Genomic DNA, 22,117 nt, shown 5'->3' with positions numbered 1-22,117 from the left:
TGTCTTCGAACGTTCTTTGTCGAGCCTTGTTGCGGGCTCTATTCCGGTGGTCGAAGCAGGTGTAGCGGTCTTCGAGCGTTGAGCTCGCGATCAGCGCGTTGCGCCGTCAATGTGTTCCGGCATGCCGTCATGCTGTGATTTTGACGGCTGAGCCAGAATTCTCACGCTGGGCGCTCAATAGAGTTCGGCATGAGCTACTCAGTGGGCGTGCCTTCGCTTGAGCGGGGTTTGCAGATCTGACCGGCCCTGAAGTTCGAGCCGGGTAAGCGCCATTGCTGCTGGTTGGTTGTTTTCTACGGAGGTTGGATGAGCAGGAAACTGCGAAGAATTTTTCTGTTCGTGCTGTCCGGGATTTTCGTGCTTTCACTCGGATTTCCTGCGTCGGCATCTCAGTTGTCGGAATCTGGGCGCGATCAGGCTGTCGCTGCGCCGGGCTGTCGAGGGGACTCGTGTACCGGAAAAGATCCCAGGCAAATGGGATGCGTTGCTGATAAAAGATTCTTGTTTGTAGGTGACGTCTACTACTCCCCGTCCTGTCAGGCGGCTTGGGCGGAGTACGACAGGCTTGACCCGGTTACCTACAGGATGTTCCTGACGGTCTATCATCAGCCGCAATTCGGCGGTGTGACAAAAAGATACTGGACAACCATTCAGGCGGGTCCTAACTGGACTCCTATGGTGACCTGGAACGACTCGATTCGGTCCTGTTGGTCGATTCCAGAGGACGGTAGGCAGGAGCCTCAGGACCACGATCAAACCGGTTTGCCAAGCGGCTCGGAAGGTTTGTTCTCGTGCACTGGCTGGCATTAGTTTCCGCTTGAGGTCAGGAGAGGAATTGCTGAGCGTGCGAAGACTTTCTGTAGCAAGCGTCACGATCCTGTCGTTGATCGGTGGTACCGCCGTCGCGGCATCACCAGCTGCGGGTGGTCCTGCGGCCGCGCCAACGCAGGCTCAACTCGATCGGCCCGATCAGCAGCTCGGTCCGAACTGGCGGACTTCAGCCGACTCGTTGGTGACCGGTGCCGGGACGACCTCAGGCTTTCACCTGTTCATCGCGAAGGAAAAAGACGCCTTCAAATGGGCGACTCTGGCTACTTTGGCTGGGTCTGCTTCGAGCGGCAGCCCATGGACCGGATACAGCTGCGTCACTGGCTCAGGACGATATGCGGTGGCCGTGTACGCCTCGTCGTCCTCGGCCAACCGTCAGGAAGTGCTGCAGTCTGGCGCGTATGCGGCGGTTGTGGACACCTCAACGGGTCAGGCTCGGCAATTGGCCACGGACGTCGCGCTGAACTACTTCTCGCCTGCCTGTGGGCCCGGTGATGAGGTGGTTCTGACCCGGTCGATCGGTGCCGACGAGCAGCAGACCGATTTGTTGAGGGTGGATGCGATAACGGGAAGGATCACCAAGTCGATCCGGGTGAAAGCCCAGGTGACCGCGCCGGTAGTCGCCAGTGGCGAACTGCACGCGATGCGGGGTCCAGCGCTGGTTCGGGTCGCTGACTCAGGCGCACTGAGCGAAGTGGCCAGAACCGGGGGCCGACCGCTGTCCACCTCGGCTACCGCCTCCGGTGCGATTGACCTGCTCACCGTACACGGAGACCGGACGGTGGCTCATCGGCTCGGTAATGGTCAGCTGACCAGGCTCGGCGACGCGCCGGTCGGCAGGCTGCAGCTCTTTCCGTTGCGCGGCGGGAGAAACGCGCTTGTCGGAGCGGTGCAGGGCATCGCCAGAACACCGGACCTGATCGGTATGGACGGCGATCGGCCCGTGGCCGCCGTCTCGGGTGACGGGCACCTCGTCGCGACCGAGCTGGTCGCCGACCGGACGGTGGCTCTGCACACGAGCGCGACCGCGCCGCCGGACAGCAGTGACATCCGGGTGTCCGTTCAAGCGACCAGCAGTCGGCAGCACAGCAGCGGTACGTTCAGGGTCACATCAGCGCCGCGCCTCGACGTGACCCTCCAACCGGCACGCCCAGTCCCTGGGGCGGCCGGCGAACGGGTCGACCCACCCACCAGCATCAGCACTCCTACCTGTGCGGTGCTCCGCAACGATCTCAAGAGGCAGGTGCTCCAGCCCACCGCGCCGATGGTGGAGTGGGCGGTCAACCAGGCGGTGAAGGGGCAGTTGACCGTGCAGCGCCCCGCCAACTACCTCAAGAGCGGCCTTCCCGCCTACACCCCACAGGGACTGTTCCCGCTGCCACCTCTGGTCGGCGGCGGCCAGGTGCCCGCTCAGGTGTTCCTCGCCGTGCTCGCCCAGGAGTCCAACTTCCGGCAGGCGACCTGGCACGCACGGCCAGGCGATGGCGGTAATCCGCTGGTTGGTGACTACTACGGCAACAAGGACGTGCCGACTTTCATCCACTACCAGGACGCCGACTGCGGGTACGGGATCAGTCAGATGACTGATGGAATGCGTGTCGGACAGACGAAGTTCACCGCGGTGCAGCAGGCGGCGATCGGCATCGACTACGCGGCGAACATCGCTGCCGGCCTCCAGACACTGGTGCACAAGTGGAACGAACTGGCCAACGCGGGCATGGTGCCCAACAACGGCGGCGCCGCCTACGTGGAGAATTGGTTCCTCGCCGTATGGACTTACAACAGCGGCTTCTACCCGCAGGGCTCCGGACACTGGGGCGTGGGCTGGTTCAACAACCCGGCCAACCCGCGGTACCCAGCTGATCGGGTCCTGTTCCTCCGGGCCAGTTACGCGGATGCGGAGAAGCCCTCGAAGTGGCCCTACCCGGAGAAGATCATGGGCTGGGCGGAACGGCCGCAGCTGACCTACTTCGGCAAACCTTCATATCCCAAGCCCCGGCTCGGGATGAGCGGTCCCAATCCGGCGATTGCGGATCCGGTGCACACCCAGTTCTGCGCGCCGAACGTGAACAACTGCGATCCGAACAACCTGGTCAACCCGTGTCCTGCGGAGAGTTCGGCCTGCTGGTGGTACGGAAAACCCAACTGGACGGATTGCGAAAGGCACTGCGCGACCGAGGTGCTCACGTACGGGGCCGGATCGGCTGAGCCGGCCATGACACCGCAGTACCAGCCGAACTGTGCACCGCTCGGGCCTCCCGGAACGATCGTGGTAGATGACATCCCGGACTCCAGTGTCAACGTCCGAGGTTGTGCCGGCGCGCCAAGAGGGGGGAAGTTCGTGCTTCGCACTGGCGGTGGGTTGAGCCCCACCGCCTACTTCTCCCAGATTGACTTGCACTCCTTCGGGGCGGGCTACATGGGACACATGTGGTTCACGCACAGCCGGGACAGCGCCAAGGACCCGGGCAACATTCCAATCAATCGTCCGTTCGAGGTCGTGGGCGCCTGGACTCCCGATCTGCCCTATGCGCCCAAGGGGAAGAAGTACAAGATTCGGGCACATGTGCCGACGCACGGTGCCGATGAGCGTGTGACATACGTGATCAATCTCGGTGTCGACGACAAGGCGACTCATCAGGGGCAGCGGTCGGTAACCTTCGAGCAACGGGCCAACGGCACCAATTCTTGGCTTGATCTGGGGGAGTTCACCCTCTACACCGGTGCCAACGTGGTGCTGAGCAATCTTGTCGCCGGTGCGAATGGCACGGCGGACGTCGCCTTCGATGCGCTGGCCTTCGAACCTGTGTAGGTGAATCGGCTTGAGCAGCCGACTGTCCGCTGCCCCTCATCTTCGGTGGTTTCCGGCCGCCGGGAAGTGGAACGAAGGAGTGACGGTGAAAAGATTTCTGGCAATCGCATTGATGCTGGTGAGTTTCGGGTTCTTCGCGTTGCCGCCCGCCCCGGCTGAGGCTCGCTGCATCATCACGGGAACCTACTGCATCCATGAACACAGGGACTACAACGGCGAAGCCTGCGTCTGGAAGGGCTCCGTGCCGAACTACCTCGGCCAGACGAGCCTCAACGGATTCTCCTGCAACGACATGGCCAGTTCGTGGACGAACAACGGGACTGGTCCTATCCGTTGCCTGGTCTCCTTCATGCACGCCAACTACAGCGTCCGCATGTGGGAGGCATACGGCGATCACATGAAGTCGGACTGGGTAGGCGACGAACACAACGACAAGGCGAGTTCCCACCAGTGGGTGCGTTGCTGAGCTGATCCCGGTCAGATCCGACGGCGGAGCCGCCTCTCAGCGGCTCCGCCCCCGTCGAGGTGAGGAAGCCATGAGCAGGACAACCTGGTGGCCAGTGCTGCTTGTTCTCATTGCCATCGCCGGGTGCGCTGCAACCGCCCCGCAGTCACATCGCGAACCGGACCTGGGTCCGACGCCGGCTGTCCGCAAGGACAGCGACATCACGCTGCCTCTGGAGGCCCACCAGTTCTCCCCGGATCAGAAGGACAAGCTCGGCCGGGCTCAGGACATCCTGATCCGCGACTGTGCCAAACGGTTCGGCTTCGACTACCCCATCACCACCCCACCGGTGGGCGCGCAGCACGATCGGCCCTTCGGGTTGGTGAACGCTGAGGATGCGGCCAGCACCGGATACAAGAACCCGGTGGCGCGAGCACAAGTGAAGCTGGCAGATGAGGCCAAGGCGAAAGCGGGTGAAATGCTGCCTGAGTTGGTGGCCGTGCTGACCGGTCGGGGGCAGCAAAGCCATGCGGGCATCGCGGTTCCGCCGGGAGGGTGCCACGGTGAGGCCAGGCGGAGCCTTGGGCGGCCGGACCGGCCTGGTGCGGCGCCGGGCAGCGAGAACTTCGTGACCCGCCTGACTCAGGACGTGGGAAAGCAGGTGGAAGCGGACAGCAGGCTGAAGGCCGCGTTCGGGAGCTGGCGTCAATGCATGTCTGAATCCGGGTACGACTACCGCGATCCGTGGGGACCCAACGATGATCCGGCATTCGCGGGCGAGACAGCTTCCGCGGCCGAGCGTGCGGCTGCGGTTGCCGACGTGGCCTGCCGCGACCGGTTCAACGTCACCGGCATTTGGGCTGCGGTCCGGCTGGCGTACGAGAAGCAGGCCATCGAACGGTCCGCCGACGCGTTGCGCCAGCACCAGCACAGCGTTCAGAAGCAGTTGAGCAAGGCGGCCGAGGTCATCACCGGGGCCAAGTAGAGCGGCCGAGCCGGACCAAAAATGATGCGGGGCAGGTGTTCAGCCACCTGCCCCGCATTGTCATCCTTCGCCGTTGCCGCCGCCCCGGCCGCGGCCGGGCGGGTCACCACCACCGGGCGGGTCCTCCCCGGTGGTCCTGGACGGCTTGGTCGGCGTGGTGGTCGGCTTGCAGCTCGGCCACGGCCAGACCCCGCAGGTGGGGTTCGGGTTGCTGGTGGTCTGCTTGGAGCTGGTCGGCTGCTCGCTGCTGCTGGTCGGCGGGGCCGAGGAGCTCGTGGGGGTCGAGCTGGTCGAGGCGGCGCTGGTGGTGGTCGCCGGCGCCTCGAACTGGCCGATCGGCTTGGCGGCCGGGAAGGTTTCGACCTTGGTGCCGTTGAGGTAGGCGTCCATGAACTCCTTCCACACCCAGCCCGGCTCGTCCTTGCCGTACATGTCCTTCGGCGCGGACTGCAGCCTGCCGGCGTTCCACTTGCCCTTGAGGATCTCGTTCTTGTCGGTGCCCACCCAGACCGCGGTGGAGATCGACGGGGTGTAGCCCACCATCCATGCACGGGAGTTGTGCGGGCTGCCCTTCTCCTTCTCGTACTGGTGGGTGCCGGTCTTGGCGGCCGAGGGCCGGTCGTTGTCGAGCGGCACGGTGGAGTACTTGGCCACCGGCTTGAGCGCCTCGGTCACGTTGCGCGCGATGTCGGTGTTGCGCTGGCTGTTCGACTGGTCGAAGGCGGGCTTGGCGGCCTTGTCGAACTGGTACTTCACGTTGCCCGCGGAGTCGGTCACCTTGGCCACGAAGTGCTGCTCGAACTTCATGCCGTCGTTGGCGAAGGTCGCGTACGCCGCGGACATGTCCATGGTCCGCACTTCATAGCTACCCAGCGCGATACCCGCCATCGGGGAGGCGCCGCTGCCGAGGCCGAGGCTCGGCTTGTCGTTGATCTCAGACGGGATCCCGGCCTCGATCGCGGCGTTGGCCACCGACTTCGTGCCCACCTTCAGGGCGAGGTCGACGAAGGCGGTGTTGACCGAGTACTGCGTCATCTCCCGGATCGAGCACATGGTGCACGGGTATCCGCCGCGGCTGGCGTTGGTCACGGTGTAGCCGGGCGAGCCCCTGCTGGCGGAGAAGGTCCGCGGCGAGCTGCTGTCGAAGGTCGAGCCGAGGCCGATCTCCTTCTCCAGCGCCGCCGCGACCACGAAGGCCTTGAACGAGGAGCCCGGCGGCTGGGAGGCCTTGGCGTAGTCGAAGCCCTTGCCGTCCCTGCTGCCGTAGTAGGCCAGGATGCCGCCGGTCTTCGGGTCGGTGGCGACCAGGGCCGAGCGCAGGTTCTCCGGCTGGCCCTTGGCGAAGACCACCTTCTGCACGGCGGCCTCGGCGGACTCCTGGGCCTTCTTGTCGATCGTGGTGGTGATCGTGTAGCCGTTCTTGCGGATCGCCGCCGCGCTGATCTTGTTGCGGTCCAGTTCGGCCTCGACCTGCTGCTGGATCAGCGCCTTCGTGCCCTGCAGGCCGCCCTTGGCCCTGATTGCGTCCTGCCGGTCGCGCAGCTGGCCGGGCTTGTCGCCGTCCTCGGGGAACTGCATCTGGTCCCGGGCGGCCTTCTGGATCTTGCCGTTCTCGACCATCTTGTCGAGCACGTCGTTCCAGCGCTTGACCGACTTCTCCCGGTTGATCGCCGGGTCCCACTCGTACGGGCGCTGGATGACCGCGGCCAGCAGGGCGGCTTCCTCAGGGCGGTTGATCTCCTTGGCGCTCTTGTTGAAGTACGCCTTGGCCGCCGCCTCGATGCCGTCGGCGCCGCGGCCGAAGGCGATCACGTTGAGGTAGTTGGTGAGGATGTCGTCCTTCTCGTACTGGGTGTTCATCTTGGCGGCTTTGACCAGCTCGGTGAACTTTCGGGTCAGTGACCGCTCGTCGTCGCCGGTGGAGATCTTGATGTACTGCTGGGTGATGCCGGAGCCGCCGCCGGTGCCGCCGGTGAGGTTGTTGAACACCGCGCGCAGGATGCCGATCGGGTCGAAGCCCGGGTTCTCGTAGAAGTTCTTGTCCTCGGTCGAGAGCACCGCGTCCCGGATGACCTGCGGGATCTCCTGGAACTTCAGCTGAACCCGCTCACCACCCTGCGGCACGATCTTGCCGAGCTCGCTGCCGTCCGCGTAGTTGATCGTGACGACCTGCTTGACGTCGGCGAAGACCTCTTCCGGCGTCTTCACCGTGACGAACTGGTAGGCGATCACGAAGGCCAGCACCGGGGCGATGATGCCGATGGCGGCCAGCACGTAGCCGGTGCGGCGGACCCGGCGCCAGATCTTCTTCTTGCGCAGCTTCCGTTCCTCCTCCGGGCTCAGCTCGTCGGCTTGGACGACGTGGGTGTCGTCGTAGTCCGGGTCGCCCGGCAGGGGTTCGCGGTGGGTGAGCAGCTCTGGCTCACGCGGGTAGCCGTCGTCGACCGGGGGGAGCATGTCGGTGGGCATGTCCGACGGGTGCTGCTGGCGGGGCGGGCCGCCGAAGCCGCCGTTCGGGCCGGGACCGCCGTTGAACGGGGGGCGCTGGCCGGGTGGCACGGGTGCGCCGCCGGGCGGGGTGTTCGGACCACCGTGGCCCATGGGCGCGCCGCCGGGCGGCGTGTTCGGGCCGCCGTGGCCCATGCCGGGGGGTGGCAGCGGGCCGCCTCGGGGCGGGGTGCCGGGGCCGCCGGGTGGCATGGGCCTGCCGCCCTGGGGCGGCATCGGGGGGCGCGGGCCGCCGGGCGGCGGGCCGTGTGGCCCACCCGGCGGCGGGCCCTGGCGGGGGCCCGGTGGCGGAGTGTCGTCTTCGTCCCAGTTGGGCACCCACTGACCGGTGTGCTCACCGGTCTCCTCGGGTCCACCCGGTCGGCCGTCACGCCGTCGGTCGTCGCGCTCGTTCACGAAAAGGCCCTTCCACCGCCGTCGCACGGTGCGACGTCGTTTGGCGGTCGTTCGTCAGTACGTACCAGCGACATGAGCTGGATCACTCCGCGGCGGTCTTCCTTTGGGAGCTGCCGCTGCGCAGGCCACCCGTCCCGAGGACGTATGACTGCACCAGGTGGTTCCAGCTGCAGGTGCGGCACACCTCGACTACGTAAACGCTGAACTCCACGAAAAGGGTTGCCATGCGCGCGAGTTCTTCAGCTGTGCGGGCCGAGCCCGCCGCGTGCTTGAGCTCATCGCCGTACACCCAGGACACCAGCGTCAGGGGTTCCTTGCGGCACACAGGACAGGTCACCGTGCTGGGTTCGCCGTGGAACTTCGCCGCGCGGAGCAGGTATGGACTGGCGTCGCACACCTCCATGACCCCAGACCGGCCGGAGTAGACCTCCGCGAGCAGCGCACGGCGCTGCAACGCGTAGTCGACCACCTGCCGCTGGGTTCGCACCCCATCAGACTACGTGGCTGGCACAAGTTCCCGGTGAGCCGTTCAGGGCAGTGCTGCCGGGGCGTTGTCCATCTCACGCCGTTGCGCTGGTGGCTTCGATGTATCGGCCCGATATAGTCCGCCTGTTTGTCAGCCGAGCCAGGAGGAGGTGCCAGATGCTGGAGCTGGCGATCCTCGGCATCCTGCACCGGGCCCCCATGCACGGCTATGAGCTGCGAAAACAGCTGGGCTGCTTGCTGTGCGGGCACCGGCCTGCCTTCTCCTTCGGCTCGCTGTACCCCACCCTGCGCCGGTTGCAGGACGCCGGGCTGATCGCCGAGGACGGCGGGGGCGCGGCGGCCACCGGGGGCCGGGCGCGGCGGGTCTACGGGCTCAGCGCGGCCGGCCGGGAGCACTTCGCCTGCCTGCTCGCCGAGGTGCAGCCGCAGCACTGGGAGGACGACTGCTTCGGCGTCCGCCTGGCCTTCTTCTCCCGCACGCCGCCCGCGACGCGGCTGCGGATCCTGGAGGGCAGGCGGCGCTGTGTGGCGGAACGGCGGGAACGGATCCAGTCCACGCTGGACCGCTCCTGCGAGCACGTCGACCACTACACCCGGCAGTTGCAGCGGCTCGGCCTGGACGGCGCCGACCGCGAGGTGCGGTGGCTGGACGAGCTGATCGAGGCGGAACACCGCCAGCCATGAGGATGACTGTGAAGGAGGACCCGGCCATGTCCGGAGACCGCCGCAAGGTGCGGGTGGCCATCGTCGGCGTCGGGAACTGCGCCGCCTCGCTGGTGCAGGGCGTGCAGTACTACCGCGACGCCGACCCCGGCAGTCGGGTGCCCGGCCTGATGCACGTGCAGTTCGGCGACTACCACGTGCGCGACATCGAGTTCGTGGCCGCCTTCGACGTGGACGCCAAGAAGGTCGGCGCCGACCTGTCCGAGGCGATCCTGGCCAGCGAGAACAACACCATCAAGATCTGCGACGTGCCGCCGCTGGGCGTGCCGGTGCAGCGCGGGCACACCCTGGACGGGCTGGGCCACTACTACCGGGAGACCATCCAGGAGTCCGACGAGCAGCCGGTGGACGTGGCGCGGGCGTTACGCGAGGCCGAGGCCGACGTGCTGGTCTCCTACCTGCCGGTGGGCTCGGAGGCGGCGGACCGCTTCTACGCCCAGGCCGCCATCGACGCGCGGGTGGCCTTCGTCAACGCGCTGCCGGTGTTCATCGCCAGCGACCCGGTGTGGGCGGAGAAGTTCCGCGCCGCGGGCGTGCCGATCGTGGGCGATGACATCAAGTCGCAGGTCGGCGCGACCATCACGCACCGGGTGCTGGCCAAGCTGTTCGAGGACCGGGGTGTGATCCTGGACCGCACCATGCAGCTCAACGTGGGCGGCAACATGGACTTCATGAACATGCTGGAGCGGGACCGCCTGGAGTCCAAGAAGGTCTCCAAGACCCAGGCGGTCACCTCCCAGGTCGAGCACGACCTCGGCGCCCGCAACGTGCACATCGGCCCGTCGGACTACGTGGCCTGGCTGGACGACCGCAAGTGGGCCTACGTCCGGCTGGAGGGCCGCGCCTTCGGCGACGTGCCGCTGAACCTGGAGTACAAGCTGGAGGTCTGGGACTCGCCCAACTCCGCGGGTGTGATCATCGACGCGGTGCGCGCGGCCAAGATCGCGCTGGACCGCGGTGTCGGCGGCCCGGTGCTCTCCGCCTCCTCCTACTTCATGAAGTCCCCGCCGGAGCAGTACGACGACTCCGCGGCCAGGGAGAAGGTCGAGCGGTTCATCCGCGGCGAGGACTGAGCGGACGGGGGCCGTGGTCAGCCGCGGCCCCCGACCGGTTCGGCGAAGTCGATCCGGTGGTCGAAGATCCACGAGTGGCCGCTGGTGCGGGACAGGCGCCGGAGCACCACGCGCAGCGCCAGGTCCCGCAGCGCGACCGCGACCGGGTTGGTCAGCGTCTTCAGCCCGCCGCGCCGCTGCCCCTCGGCGATGATCCGCTCCACCCTGGGCCTGCGCAGCTGCTCGAACCGGCGCAGCGCGGGCTCGGGCTCCGGCAGGTCGCGCAGGCACCGGGCCAGGGTGATCGCGTCCTCGATGGCCATCGCCGCGCCCTGCCCGCTGGAGTTCGGCACCGCGTGCGCCGCGTCGCCGATCAGGCCGACCCGGCCGCTGGTCCAGCGCGGCAGGTTCCCCAGGTCGTAGAGGCCGAAGGGCTGGAACCAGCGGGACTCGCTGCCGGCCAGGATGGTGGTCGCGTCCGGCAGTTGACCGGCGAACCGCTCGATGAGGTGCTGCCGCCAGTACACCGGGCCGCGCGCGGCGATCTCCGCGCGGCTGAGCTCGGGGTGCGGGAAGTTGACGCCCCAGTAGACGTCACCGTCCGGCGCGGTGCCGTAGAGGAAGAAGCCCCGCCTGCCGAACACCATCCGGCCGGTGGTCGCGGGGGTGGGCCGGACCGGCAGCCCGGAGGTCCAGCCGCCGAGGCCGAGCAGGCCGGAGTAGCGGGGCGCGGGTGCGGCGGGGTCCATGATCCGGCGGACCGGGGAGTGCAGCCCGTCCGCGCCGATGAGCACATCGCCCTCGGCGGTGCTGCCGTCGGCGAACTCGGCCACCACCCCGGCGGCGTGCGCGGTGTAGCCGACCAGCCGCTTGCCGTACTCGACCCGCACGCCCGCGGCGAGCGCGGCCTGGAGTTCGCCGCGCCGCACGCCGAGGCTGTGCAGCTCCGGCGCCAGCGCCGCGGACCCGTCGTCGAGCAGGCCGAGCCGCCGGCCCGCGCCGTCCAGGAACTCGGTCCGGTGGCTGACGTGCGCGCCGGGCGTCCCGCGCACCGCGTCCAGCAGGCCCAGGGTGCGCAGCACCGACAACCCGTTGGGCGCCAGTCCGAGGAACGCGCCGATGCCGATCCCCGGCCCGTCGTGCGCCTCGTAGACCTCGGCGTCCAGCCCGGCCTTGCCCAGCGCGGCGGCCAAGGTCGGACCACCGACCCCCGCACCGATGATGATCACTCGCATCGCTCTGCCCCCACGTAAGATGACTCCGGAAGATATTTCCTTCGATCGAACGAAATAATATCCGGCCAGGGAGGACCCGTGTCAACGCACCGCGACGAGCTGGTGGCCCGGCTGGCCAACGCCGGCCGGCGGACCAGCGACGCCGCCGTCATGTTCCACAGCGCGCTCAGCGCCCGCCTGGACATCAGCGTCACCGACTGGAAGCTGCTCGGCCTGCTGGAAACCCACGGCCCGCTCAGCGCGGGCGAGCTCTCCCAGCACTCCGGCCTCGCCCCGGCCTCCATCACCAGCGCCATCGACCGCCTGGCCAAACGCGGCTACGTGCACCGCAACCGCGACACCACCGACGGCCGCCGGGTCCTCATCGCCCTGGACGAGGGCCTGCTCCAGGGCGTCGACGCGCAGTTCGAGGGCTTCTTCCGCCGCCTGGGCGCGCTGGTGGAGCGCTACACCGACGCCGAGCTCGACCTGCTCGCCGGGTTCCTGGAGCAGAACGCGGCCCTCATGCGCGAAGCGACGGCCGAGCTGACCGAGCGCTAGGGCTCGATCATGGTCATGCCCGCCGACGAACTGGTGTGCAGCAGTGGCAGGGCCCGGGCCGCCTCCGCGAGCCCGATGGTGCGGGTGATCAGCCGGTCCGGCCGCAGCTTGCCGCCGTTGACCAGCGCCATCAGCTCCGGGTAGGCGTGTGCGGCCATGCCGTGGCTGCCCAGGACCGCCAGCTCGTGCGCGATCACCCGGCCCATCGGCAGCGGCGTGGGGGCGCCGGGGAGCAGGCCGACCTGGACGTGCCTGCCGCGGCGGCGCAGGCTGTTGATCGAGGCGGCGGCGGTGGCGGGGTGGCCGAGGGCGTCCAGGGAGACGTGAGCGCCGCCGCCGGTGAGCTCGCGGACGGCCTCGGCGGTGTCACCGCCGTTGACGGTGGCGGTGACGCCGAGCTGGGTGGCCAGGGACAGGGCTTCTTCGTTGATGTCGATGGCGATCACCTGGGCTCCGGCGGCGGCGGCGATCATCACCGCGGACAGGCCGACGCCGCCGCAGCCGTGCACCGCGACCCACTCGCCCGCGCGGGTGCGGGCGATGTCGCGGACCGCGCGGAAGGAGGTGGCGAAGCGGCAGCCCAGGGCGGCGGCGGTCTGGTAGGCCATGGTGTCGGGCAGGCGGATCAGGTTCGTCTCGGCGTGCCGGATGCGCACCGCTTCGGCGTAGGAGCCCCAGTGGGTGAAGCCGGGCTGGCTCTGCGCGGGGCAGACCTGCTGGTCACCGGCTTGGCAGGACGGGCAGCTGCCGCAGGCGTTGATGAAGGGCACGGTCACCCGGTCGCCCGGGCGGAAACGGCGCACCTCCGCGCCGACCTCGCGCACGACGCCGGCCAGCTCGTGGCCGGGCACGTGCGGGAAGACCGTGATGTCCTCGTCGTGGCCCATCCAGCCGTGCCAGTCGCTGCGGCACAGGCCGGTGGCCTCGACCTCGATCACCGCGTCGGCCGGGCCGGGGGCCGGATCGGGCAGCTGTTCGACGGTGACCGGGCCGCCGAAGGAGTTGTAGACCACCGCGCGCATGAGCGAAACCTAACCCGGCTCTGCACAATGTGGGCGTGCGCGAGGGCGAGGAGTTCGGGCGGCGGTTGCGGGCCGAACTGCCCGGTGCGGCCAGGCTGGATGCGCAGACCCGGGCCGCCTACGGCTCGGACGCCTCGATCTACCGGGTGCTGCCCGCGGCCGTGCTGGAACCGAGGGACCTGGACGAGCTCGGCGCGGCGCTGGCCATCGCGCGCGAGCACGGGGTGCCGGTCACCGGCCGGGGCGGCGGGACCTCGGTGGCGGGCAACGCGATCGGGCCCGGCCTGGTGGTCGACTTCTCCCGGCACCTCAACCGGGTGCTGGCCATTGATCCCGAGGCGCGCACCGCGACCGTGCAACCCGGGGTGGTGCTGGACGAGCTGCGCCGCCAGGCCGCGGCGCACGGGCTGACCTTCGGGCCGGACCCGTCCACCCAGTCCCGCTGCACGCTCGGCGGGATGATCGGCAACAACGCCTGCGGGCCGCATTCGGTGGCCTGGGGCACCACCGCCGAGGTGGTGCACCGGCTGGACCTGCTGCTCGCCGACGGTCGCACGCTGAGCGCGGGGCCGGGCGGCAGCGGGGACGCGGAGCTGGACCGGCGGCTGGTCTCATTGCGGGACAAGCACTTGGCCGAGCTGCGGCGGGAGCTGGGCCGGTTCCGCAGGCAGGTCTCCGGGTACAACCTGGCGGAGTTGTTGCCGGAGAAGGGTTTCCACCTGGCGCGGGCGCTGGTCGGGTCGGAGGGCACCTGCGCGCTGGTCACCTCGGCCACCGTCGCGCTCACCCCGGTGCCCGCGACAACGGTGTTGCTGGTGCTGGGTTTTCCCGATGTCTACACCGCGGCGGACCAGGCCCCGGCACTGGCCGCGGCGGGCGCGCTGACCGTGGAGGGCATGGACGAGGCGCTGATCGCCGCGCTGGGCAGCGGGCCGGGAAGCGTTGCCGCGCGGGCACTTCCGCCCGGCCGGGCCTGGCTGTACTGCGAGGTCGCCGGGGAGGCGGCGGCGCGGGAGCTGGCCGGACTGGTCGAGGCCAGCGCGCTGGTGGTCACCGACCCGGCGCGGGCCGCCGCGCTGTGGCGGATCCGCAAGGACGGCGCGGGCATCGCGACCAGGATGGCCGACGGCGGCGAGGCCTGGCCCGGCTGGGAGGACTCCGCGGTGCCGCCGGAACGCCTCGGCGGCTACCTGCGCGAGCTGCACGCGCTGCTCGCTGACCACGGTTACCGCGGCATCGCCTACGGGCACTTCGGCGAGGGCTGCCTGCACCTGCGCTGCGACTGGGACCTGCTGAGCGCACAAGGGGTTTCCCGCTACCGCGCGTTCATCGAGGCGGCCGCGGACCTGGTGGTGGCGCACGGCGGCACCAGCTCCGGCGAGCACGGCGACGGCCGGGCCCGCTCCGAACTGCTGGCCCGCACCTACTCGCCGGTGGTGCTGCGCGCCTTCGCCGGGTTCAAGGCGGCCTTCGACCCGGACGGCCTGCTCAACCCCGGCGTCCTTGTTGCCCCGCAACCACTCGACGCCGACCTGCGGCCCGGCCACGACCGGATCGAGCTGCCCGTGGTGCATGCCCTGCACACCGACCGCGGCTCCTTCGCCGCCGCAGTGCGCCGCTGCGTCGGCGTGGGCAGCTGCCGCCAGGCCAGCGGCCCGATGTGCCCGTCCTTCCAGGTCACCGGGGACGAGGTGCACTCCACCAGGGGCCGGGCCAGGGTGCTCGGGGAGATGCTGCGCGGTGAGCTGCTCGACCCGGACGCCACCGCCGTGCGCGAGGCGCTGGACCTGTGCCTGTCCTGCAAGGCGTGCCGGCGCGACTGCCCGGTGCAGGTGGACATGGCCACCTACAAGGCCGAGTTCCTGCACCGCCACTACCGCCGGAAGCTGCGGCCGCGCGCGCACTACACGCTGGGCTGGCTGCCGCTGCTGGCCCGGCTGGCCCGGCCCGCGCCGCGACTGACCAACGCGCTCACCGGCAGCCGGATCGCGCTGCGGCTGGCCGGGCTGGAATCCCGCCGGGACCCGGTCTCCTTCGCCCGCACCAGTTTCCGCTCCTGGTGGCGTCACCGCGGCGGGCCGAAGGGGACCGGCACGCCGGTGCTGCTGTGGCCGGACACCTTCACCAACTTCATGAGTCCGGAGATCGGCATCGCCGCGGTGGAGGTGCTGGAGGCGCTGGGCTACCGGGTCGACCTGCCGCGCGGCCCGGTCTGCTGCGGCCTGACCTGGCACTCCACCGGGCAGCTGGACATCGCCCGCCGGGTGCTGCGCCGCTCGGTCCGCGCGCTGGCGGGCGATCAGCTGGTCATCGGGCTGGAACCGTCCTGCACGGTGCTGCTGCGGGAGGACGCCGCCGAGCTGGTGCCGGAGGCGGCCGGCCTGCGCGACCGGGTGCGCACGCTGGCCGAAGTGGTTGCGGCACATGAGGGTGACTGGCCGTTCGCGCAGTTGGACGCCAAGGCGGTCCGGCAGCCGCACTGCCACCAGCAGGCCACTTTCGGCGACGCGGCCGAGCGGGCGGTGCTGGCCAGCCTGGGCATCGAGGTCGACCAGGTGGACGCGGGCTGCTGCGGCCTGGCCGGGAACTTCGGCTTCGAGCCCGGTCACTGGGAGGTCGCGCAGGCCTGCGCGGAACGCCAGCTGTACCCGAAGATCAGGGCCGCGGCGGCCGGCACGCTGGTGCTGGCCGACGGGTTCTCCTGTCGCACGCAGGCGGCGCAGGGCACCGAGGCCACGGCGGTGCACTTGGCCGGCGTGCTGCGGCAGGCGCTCAGCCCGCCGGCGTCTTCGACGAGAGCTCGGTTGTGACCGGACTTACTTAGGGTGTCTAAGCAAACTTGTTAGACTGGCTAAGTGTCCACCGGTGCAACGAAGATCGACTACCTCGCGCGGGAGCTCCGCCCGCTGGTTTTCCGGCTCTACTACGTGGTGCGCCGGGAGACCCCGCAGCACCAGCTGACGCTCACCCAGGCATCCGTGCTGGCCACGCTGGTCACCGACGAGCCGCAGCGGATGAGCGCGCTGGCCGAGCGGGAGGGCGTGCGGATGCCGTCGATGACCGACGTGGTCGCCCGCCTGGAGCGGCTGGGCTTCGCCCGTCGCGCGCCGGACCCGCTGGACCGCAGGGCGGTGCTGGCCGAGGCGAGCGAGGAGGGCACCCGGCTGATCGAGGAGCTGGTGTGGGCGCGCGAGGAGTTCCTCAGCGCCCGGCTGGCCGAGCTGGGTGAGGCCGACCGCGCCGCCATCGCCGCCGCTCTGCCCGCACTGTGGCGCTTGCTGGAGGTCAACTGAGATGAGTTCCGAGGTACGGCTGCTCGATGCCCTGAAGGGCCAGCCCCGAACGGTGTGGATCACCGCCTTCGCCGCGGTGATCGCGTTCATGGGCATCGGGCTGGTCGATCCGATCCTGTATCACGGTCGGCCCTGACGAGCAGGCCTCCGAAGTCCATCGCCACTGCGTTGCAGGCCACCCCGTCCCAGGTGACCCTGCTGTTCTCCTCCTACCTCGGCGTGCAGGTGCTGGCGATGCTGTTCACCGGGGCCTGCGCGGCCCGCTTCGGCGCCAAGCGCACCCTGGTCGGCGGGCTGGCGCTGATCGTGGCGGCCACCCTGGCCTGCGCGCTGGCCTCCTCGATCACCGAGCTGGTCAGCCTGCGCGCGGTGTGGGGACTGGGCAACGCCTTCTTCATCGCCACCGCGCTGTCGGTGATCGTGGGCGCGGCTTCCGGCGGCCAGCAGGGCGCGATCCTGTTGTACGAGGCGGCTTTGGGCATCGGCCTGTCCACCGGGCCACTGCTCGGCGCGGCGCTGGCCTACGCGGCGTTGCTGGCGCTGATGCTGGTGCCGGACAAGCCGGTGCTGGCGGTCGCGGTGATCCTCAGCGGCGTGGTCTCCGGCCTGCTGAACACGCTGTTCACCGGCGCCGCGATGAGCATCAGCCCGGCCCCCCGCGCGGTGGCCAGCGGCGGCTACAACTTCCTGCGCTGGCTGGGCGGCGCGGCCGCGGGCACCTGGCCGAGTGGTTCGGCTGGGCGCACGCCCCGTTCCTGGTCGGCGCGCTGCTCTGCCTGCTGGCCGGTGGCCTGCTCGCGCTGGGCGCGGACGAACCGGACACCAAGGTGGTTCCGGTCGAAGCGGCCATCGTCGGCGAGGAACTCTAGTGGCTGTTCACAGTGTGCGGACCATGGCCGGTGAATCACTCACGGTGATGGCCCGCTCGCCGTATTTCACCGTTATGCCCGCTAGTCAGGTTGCAAGCTGACAACGGAGCGTGTCTGTTTGTGTTCTGTTCACTTTCAGGTCTTCCCCGGCTCGCTTGACGGACCTACGGTCACGCCGTTCCCAGACTGACGTCGTGGAGGTACGTGTGTCTCAAGGAGAGCAGGGTCACCGCCTGCTGCCGCTGCTGCCCAACCACCCGTTGGGCCGTTCGGCGCTGACCTGCGAGTACCGGTGTGGCAACGCGTGTGCGCACGAGGAGCCCAACAACTCGGGCAATGAGTACTTCGGCGACATGGCCCGCAAGGCGATGTCCCGGCGCGGCATGCTGCGCGCGGGCGCCGTGCTGGCCATCGCGGGCGCGGGCGCCACCACGCTGGCCGGCACCGCGGCCGCCGACGTCAAGCTGGACCTGGACGCCGGTCCGGTGGACGTGGACCTGGAGCTGGGCTTCGGTGGCGGCCGCCGCACCGCGGGGGTGAACTTCGAGCCGGTCGCGCCCAACCGGGACGACAAGATCACCGTGCCCAAGGGCTACACGCACGAGGTGCTGATCCGCTGGGGCGACCCGGTGGTGCCCGGCGCGCCCAAGTGGGACTTCGAGAAGCAGACCGCGGCCGCCCAGGCCATGCAGTTCGGCTTCAACAACGACTACTGCGGCCTGGTGCCGATCCCCGGCTGCGACGACAAGTGGCTCATGGTCAGCAACCACGAGTACACCACCGAGGAGTTCATGTTCCGCGGCTGGAACAAGGACAACCCGACCCGCGAGCAGGTGGAGACCGCCTGGGCCGCGCACGGCCAGTCCGTGGTGCTGGTGGAGCGCAACCGGCGCACCGGCAAGCTGGAAGCCAAGGTGGACAAGCGGTACAACCGCCGGATCACGCTGACCACGCCGTTCGAGGTGCGCGGCCCGGCGGCCGGCTCGCAGTACCTCAAGACCTCGGCCGACCCGACCGGCACCGTGGTGCTGGGCACGCAGAACAACTGCGCGGGCGGGCTCACCCCGTGGGGCACGATCCTGTCCGGCGAGGAGAACGTCAACCAGTACTTCGCCAACGCGGACAAGGTCACCGACCCGGTCACCAGCGCACGGCTGGCCCGCTACGGCTTCCCCAAGGGCACCAGCACCCGCAAGTGGGAGCGCTTCGACAAGCGCTTCGACCTGGCGCAGGAGCCCAACGAGGCCAACCGGTTCGGCTACATCGTGGAGATCGACCCGTTCGAGCCGGACCAGCCGCCGGTCAAGCACACCGCGCTCGGCCGGTTCAAGCACGAGGGCGCCAACGTGATCGTGGCCCGCGACGGCCGCGTGGTGGCCTACATGGGCGATGACGAGCGCTTCGACTACATGTACAAGTTCGTCACCGACGGCCGGATCAAGCACGGGCACAGCAAGCGCGCCCGCGAGCACAACAAGCGGCTGCTCGACTCCGGCACGCTCTACGTGGCCAAGTTCAGCGGGGACAGCCCGGCCGCGGAGATCGACGGCTCCGGCAAGCTGCCCAGCGACGGCCAGTTCGACGGCACCGGCGAGTGGATCCCGCTGGCGCACAACAACAAGTCCTTCGTGCCCGGCTTCACCGCCGAGGAGGTCTACGTCTTCACCCGGCTGGCCGCGGACAAGGTCGGCGCCACCAAGATGGACCGGCCGGAGGACGTCGAGCCGAACCTGCGCAACCGCCGGATCTACGCCGCGCTGACCAACAACACCGACCGCGGCAAGCCGGGCAAGGAGGGCGCCACCGAGGTCGCGCCGCGCCTGGGCAACAAGAACGGTCAGGTGCTGGAGATCGAGGAGCGGTTCTCCGACAACACCGCGACCCGGTTCAAGTGGAACCTGCTGCTGGTGTGCGGCGACCCGAAGGCCGCCGACACCTACTTCGGCGGGTACGACAAGACCAAGGTCAGCCCGATCTCCTGCCCGGACAACGTGGCCTTCGACGGCTACGGCAACCTGTGGATCTCCACTGACGGCAACGCACTGGGCTCCAACGACGGCCTGTTCGCCACCCCGCTGGAGGGCCGGGAGCGCGGCCACGTCCGCCAGTTCCTGACCGTGCCGCTGGGCGCGGAGACCTGCGGACCGGTCATCGGCGAGCGGTTCGTGCTGGTCTCGGTGCAGCACCCGGGCGAGGTGGACGGGGCGAGCATCGAGAAGCCCGCCTCGCACTGGCCGGACGGCGGCGCCAGCCAGCCGCGGCCGTCCGTCGTCGCGGTCTACAAGAACGACGGCGGCCGCATCGGCAGCTGAGTGCTCAGCGGTGCTCGTTGCCTCTCCGCAAGGCGAGCACGAGCACCGCTGACATCAGCATCGCCCCGCCGACCAGCCACAACCCGGTCCGCTGGCTGCCGGTGGCATCGGCCAGCGCGCCGGTGAGGTAGGGCGCGACGAACCCGGACAGGTTGCCCAGCGAGTTGATCAACCCGATCGCGCCCGCGGCCGCGGCGCCGGAGAGGAACGTGGTCGGCAGCGCCCAGAAGGTGGGCATCGCGGCCAGCACGCCGCAGGCGCACACGGTCACCGCGATCATCGCCGCCAGCGGGTTGCCCAGGTAGAGCGCGATCGGGATGGCCAGCCCGCCCAGCAGCGCGGGCAGCGCCACGTGCCAGGTGCGCTCGCCGGTCCGGTCGCCGTGCCGCCCCCACCAGATCATCACCGCCGCGCCGATGGCGTACGGCACCGCGTTGATCAGCCCGCGCTCCACCACGGTGTAAGCGGTGCCGAACTGCGCCTCGAAGCCCTTGATGATGGTGGGCAGGAAGAAGCCGAGCGCGTAGAGCCCGTAGACGATGCCGAAGTAGACCAGCGCCAGCGCCAGGATCCGCGGCGAGGTGAGCGCCTTGCGCAGGGTCCAGCCGTGCTTGGCCTCGGTCGCCTTCTCCTCCGCGGCCAGCTCCTCGGTCAGCCAGGCCCGCTCCGCCTCGGTCAGCCACTTGGCCTGGCTGGGCCGGTCGGTGAGGAAGAACCAGGTCACCCCGGCCAACAGGATCGCGGGCACGCCCTCGGCCAGGAACATGAACCGCCAGCCGGACAGGCCGAACACGCCGTCGCCGTAGCTGATCAGCAGGCTGGACACGGTGGCGCCGATCGCGCTGGAGACCGCCACCGCGGCCATGAACTGCGCGACCACCTTGGCCCGCTGGTAGGCAGGGAACCAGTAGGTCAGGTAGAGGATGATGCCGGGGAAGAACCCGGCCTCGGCCACCCCGAGCAGGAACCGCAGCACGGACAGCGTGGTCGCGTTCGGGACGAAGGCCATCGCGGTGGCGATGATGCCCCAGCTGATCATGATCCGGGCGATCCAGCGGCGCGCGCCGAAGCGGTGCAGCGCCAGGTTGCTGGGCACCTCCAGCAGCAGGTATCCCACGAAGAATATGCCGGAGGCGAAGCCGAACGCCTTCTGGTCCATGCCCAGCTCGGCGGTCAGCCCGTTCGGCCCGGCAAACCCGATGTTGACCCGGTCCAGGTAGTTGATGAAGTACAACAACCCCAGGAACGGGACCAACCGCCAGGTGACCTTGCGCATGACGCGGTCCCGCATCGCGACGGTGTCCATCCCGGGTTCCTAAGCGAGAAGATCGCGCACGTCAAGCCAAACAGGTTCCTGACAACCGCCTGGTTGGGTGAGGCCATGCGTCTCGCCCGCCGCCTGCTGGCCCTCACCGCCCTGCTCGCCCTCGCCGCGCCACCGGCCGCCACCGCGACCCCGTCCGGGATCGGGGTGGCGGACTACACCCTGGGCGACAGCGCGTTCCGGGTGCCGGACTTCGACGCCCCGATCGAGCTGACCGGCGTTGTGCACTACCCGCGCCGCCCCGGCAGACACCCGCTGGTGCTGCTCGCGCACGGCCTGTGGGAGTCCTGCGCCGACCCGGCCGCGGCCCGCGCCTACCAGGCCGCGCTGGCCGAGCTGCGCAAGCCGGACCTGGACCCGGCGGCCCGTGAACGCGCCGAGGCCCAGGCCGCCGCGGCGAGCACCAAGCTCGGCGCCTGGCCCTGCGCGCCCGGCACCCCGCCCCTGCGCAACCAGCACGGCTACGACTACCTGGCCCGCGAGCTGGCCGGGCAGGGCTTCGTGGTGGTCTCCATCAGCGCGAACGGCCCCAACGCCGGCCCAGGCGGCCAGGACCAGGACCGCGCCCGCGCCGCCCTGATGAACAAGCACCTGGCCCTGTGGCGGGACCTCTCCGCCACCGGCGGCGGCGAGCTGGCCGGCCGCTTCACCGACCCGGCCACCGGCCGCCCGGTCCACGCGGACTTCCGCGGCCGGGTGGACCTGGACCGGGTGGGCACCATGGGCCACTCCCGGGGCGGCCGCGGCGCGGTCTGGCAGGCCGCGAACAGCCACCGCGCAGACTGGCCTGCCGGAGTGCGGGTCAGGGCGGTGGTGCCGCTGGCGCCCGCCGAGTACTACGTGGCCGACCCGGAGGACCCGGCGGCCCCGGAACACCTGGACTACCGGATCACCGACATCCCGTTCCTGGCCGTCTCCGGCACCTGCGACCACTCCGTCACCGGCGGCCGGGACTACTTCGGCAACGCGGCCCGGCACAACACCGTGCCGGTCCGCCTGCTCACCGTGACCGGCGCGAACCACAACTTCTACAACACCGAGTGGTCCCCGGCGAGCCGTCAGCTGCTCAGCCACGACGACGTGGACTCCAACAACGTGCGCAGCGGCCCCGGCCGGTGCCGCCAGCACCAGGGCGGCCCGGTCCGCCAGCTCTCCGAGTCCCAGCAGCGCCGGGTGGCCACCACCTACCTGAGCGCCTTCTTCCGCCGGTACCTCAGGGACGACCACTGGGCCGAGGCGATCATCAACGACCCCCGCGCCATCCGCGTGGCGAACCCGCGCTGAGCT

15 protein-coding genes and 1 pseudogene are annotated in these 22,117 nt (G+C 69.6%); 11 read left to right on the top strand and 5 right to left on the bottom strand.

Features of this window, described 5'->3' with window-relative positions; translation table 11 throughout:
* Positions 1–835 precede the first annotated feature (835 nt).
* The 3 genes from N8J89_RS41315 to N8J89_RS41305 all read left to right on the top strand — a co-directional run bounded on the left by N8J89_RS41315 (position 836) and on the right by N8J89_RS41305 (position 5,070).
* Complete coding sequence (locus N8J89_RS41315; protein WP_283662281.1) at positions 836–3,640, top strand: hypothetical protein; 2,805 nt, start codon at positions 836–838, stop codon at positions 3,638–3,640.
* Between the two features lie 85 nt (positions 3,641–3,725).
* Positions 3,726–4,106 (top strand): peptidase inhibitor family I36 protein, encoded by a 381-nt coding sequence (locus N8J89_RS41310; RefSeq protein WP_283662280.1) that lies wholly within the window; start codon positions 3,726–3,728, stop codon positions 4,104–4,106.
* A 70-nt stretch (positions 4,107–4,176) separates the two neighbouring features.
* On the top strand, positions 4,177–5,070 hold the full coding sequence (locus N8J89_RS41305) for a hypothetical protein (RefSeq protein ID WP_283662279.1): 894 nt from the start codon (positions 4,177–4,179) through the stop codon (positions 5,068–5,070).
* Between the two features lie 60 nt (positions 5,071–5,130).
* Here the strand turns inward: N8J89_RS41305 and N8J89_RS41300 are convergent, their stop codons facing one another.
* Both N8J89_RS41300 and N8J89_RS41295 read right to left on the bottom strand, forming a co-directional pair.
* Entirely contained in the window at positions 5,131–7,974 is a 2,844-nt protein-coding gene (locus tag N8J89_RS41300; protein WP_283662278.1) for a transglycosylase domain-containing protein, read from the bottom strand.
* An 82-nt stretch (positions 7,975–8,056) separates the two neighbouring features.
* Complete coding sequence (locus tag N8J89_RS41295; RefSeq protein ID WP_283662277.1) at positions 8,057–8,461, bottom strand: DUF5318 domain-containing protein; 405 nt, start codon at positions 8,459–8,461, stop codon at positions 8,057–8,059.
* 155 nt (positions 8,462–8,616) lie between these two features.
* Here N8J89_RS41295 and N8J89_RS41290 point away from each other — a divergent pair, with 155 nt between their 5' ends.
* The gene (locus tag N8J89_RS41290) at positions 8,617–9,144 is read left to right on the top strand and encodes a PadR family transcriptional regulator (protein ID WP_252483615.1); all 528 of its coding nucleotides are present in this window, start codon (positions 8,617–8,619) and stop codon (positions 9,142–9,144) included.
* A gap of 26 nt (positions 9,145–9,170) precedes the next feature.
* Positions 9,171–10,256: an inositol-3-phosphate synthase gene (locus N8J89_RS41285; protein ID WP_283662276.1), complete on the top strand. Its 1,086-nt coding sequence runs from the start codon at positions 9,171–9,173 to the stop codon at positions 10,254–10,256.
* A 17-nt stretch (positions 10,257–10,273) separates the two neighbouring features.
* Here the strand turns inward: N8J89_RS41285 and N8J89_RS41280 are convergent, their stop codons facing one another.
* Positions 10,274–11,470, bottom strand: coding sequence for an FAD-dependent oxidoreductase (locus N8J89_RS41280; protein ID WP_283662275.1), 1,197 nt, complete (start codon positions 11,468–11,470; stop codon positions 10,274–10,276).
* A gap of 78 nt (positions 11,471–11,548) precedes the next feature.
* Here N8J89_RS41280 and N8J89_RS41275 point away from each other — a divergent pair, with 78 nt between their 5' ends.
* Complete coding sequence (locus N8J89_RS41275) at positions 11,549–12,010, top strand: MarR family winged helix-turn-helix transcriptional regulator (protein WP_283662274.1); 462 nt, start codon at positions 11,549–11,551, stop codon at positions 12,008–12,010.
* On the opposite strand, the gene N8J89_RS41270 is transcribed toward N8J89_RS41275, so the two are convergent.
* Complete coding sequence (locus N8J89_RS41270; RefSeq protein WP_283662273.1) at positions 12,007–13,032, bottom strand: zinc-dependent alcohol dehydrogenase family protein; 1,026 nt, start codon at positions 13,030–13,032, stop codon at positions 12,007–12,009. The genes N8J89_RS41275 and N8J89_RS41270 overlap by 4 nt on opposite strands.
* A 35-nt stretch (positions 13,033–13,067) precedes the next feature.
* Here N8J89_RS41270 and N8J89_RS41265 point away from each other — a divergent pair, with 35 nt between their 5' ends.
* The 4 genes and pseudogenes from N8J89_RS41265 to N8J89_RS41250 all read left to right on the top strand — a co-directional run bounded on the left by N8J89_RS41265 (position 13,068) and on the right by N8J89_RS41250 (position 19,506).
* Positions 13,068–15,842, top strand: a complete 2,775-nt coding sequence (locus tag N8J89_RS41265) for an FAD-binding and (Fe-S)-binding domain-containing protein (RefSeq protein ID WP_283662272.1) — start codon at positions 13,068–13,070, stop codon at positions 15,840–15,842.
* Positions 15,843–15,887: 45 nt separating this feature from the next.
* A complete protein-coding gene (locus N8J89_RS41260; protein WP_283662271.1) occupies positions 15,888–16,325 on the top strand; it encodes a MarR family winged helix-turn-helix transcriptional regulator in 438 nt (145 codons plus the stop codon).
* 1 nt (position 16,326) lies between these two features.
* A pseudogene (locus N8J89_RS41255) lies at positions 16,327–17,194 on the top strand (MFS transporter).
* A gap of 194 nt (positions 17,195–17,388) precedes the next feature.
* Positions 17,389–19,506: a PhoX family protein gene (locus tag N8J89_RS41250; protein WP_283662270.1), complete on the top strand. Its 2,118-nt coding sequence runs from the start codon at positions 17,389–17,391 to the stop codon at positions 19,504–19,506.
* A 4-nt stretch (positions 19,507–19,510) separates the two neighbouring features.
* Here the strand turns inward: N8J89_RS41250 and N8J89_RS41245 are convergent, their stop codons facing one another.
* Entirely contained in the window at positions 19,511–20,812 is a 1,302-nt protein-coding gene (locus tag N8J89_RS41245; RefSeq protein ID WP_283662269.1) for an MFS transporter, read from the bottom strand.
* Positions 20,813–20,887: 75 nt separating this feature from the next.
* Here N8J89_RS41245 and N8J89_RS41240 point away from each other — a divergent pair, with 75 nt between their 5' ends.
* The gene (locus N8J89_RS41240) at positions 20,888–22,114 is read left to right on the top strand and encodes an alpha/beta hydrolase (protein ID WP_283662268.1); all 1,227 of its coding nucleotides are present in this window, start codon (positions 20,888–20,890) and stop codon (positions 22,112–22,114) included.
* Positions 22,115–22,117: the final 3 nt, after the last annotated feature.

Source organism: Crossiella sp. CA-258035 (assembly GCF_030064675.1).
Taxonomy (GTDB): Bacteria; Actinomycetota; Actinomycetes; order Mycobacteriales; family Pseudonocardiaceae; genus Crossiella.
The sequence above is the reverse complement of the archived record's forward strand: the minus strand, read 5'-3'. Positions and strand labels throughout refer to the sequence as shown.

Bases quoted from the DNA above. Each gene is read 5' to 3' on its own strand.
- N8J89_RS41290 (WP_252483615.1), top strand. From the start codon at position 8,617: ATGCTGGAGCTGGCGATCCTCGGCATCCTGCACCGGGCCCCCATGCAC.
- N8J89_RS41305 (WP_283662279.1), top strand. From the start codon at position 4,177: ATGAGCAGGACAACCTGGTGGCCAGTGCTGCTTGTTCTCATTGCCATC.
- N8J89_RS41280 (WP_283662275.1), bottom strand. From the start codon at position 11,470: ATGCGAGTGATCATCATCGGTGCGGGGGTCGGTGGTCCGACCTTGGCC.
- N8J89_RS41270 (WP_283662273.1), bottom strand. From the start codon at position 13,032: ATGCGCGCGGTGGTCTACAACTCCTTCGGCGGCCCGGTCACCGTCGAA.
- N8J89_RS41285 (WP_283662276.1), top strand. From the start codon at position 9,171: ATGTCCGGAGACCGCCGCAAGGTGCGGGTGGCCATCGTCGGCGTCGGG.
- N8J89_RS41245 (WP_283662269.1), bottom strand. From the start codon at position 20,812: ATGGACACCGTCGCGATGCGGGACCGCGTCATGCGCAAGGTCACCTGG.
- N8J89_RS41240 (WP_283662268.1), top strand. From the start codon at position 20,888: ATGCGTCTCGCCCGCCGCCTGCTGGCCCTCACCGCCCTGCTCGCCCTC.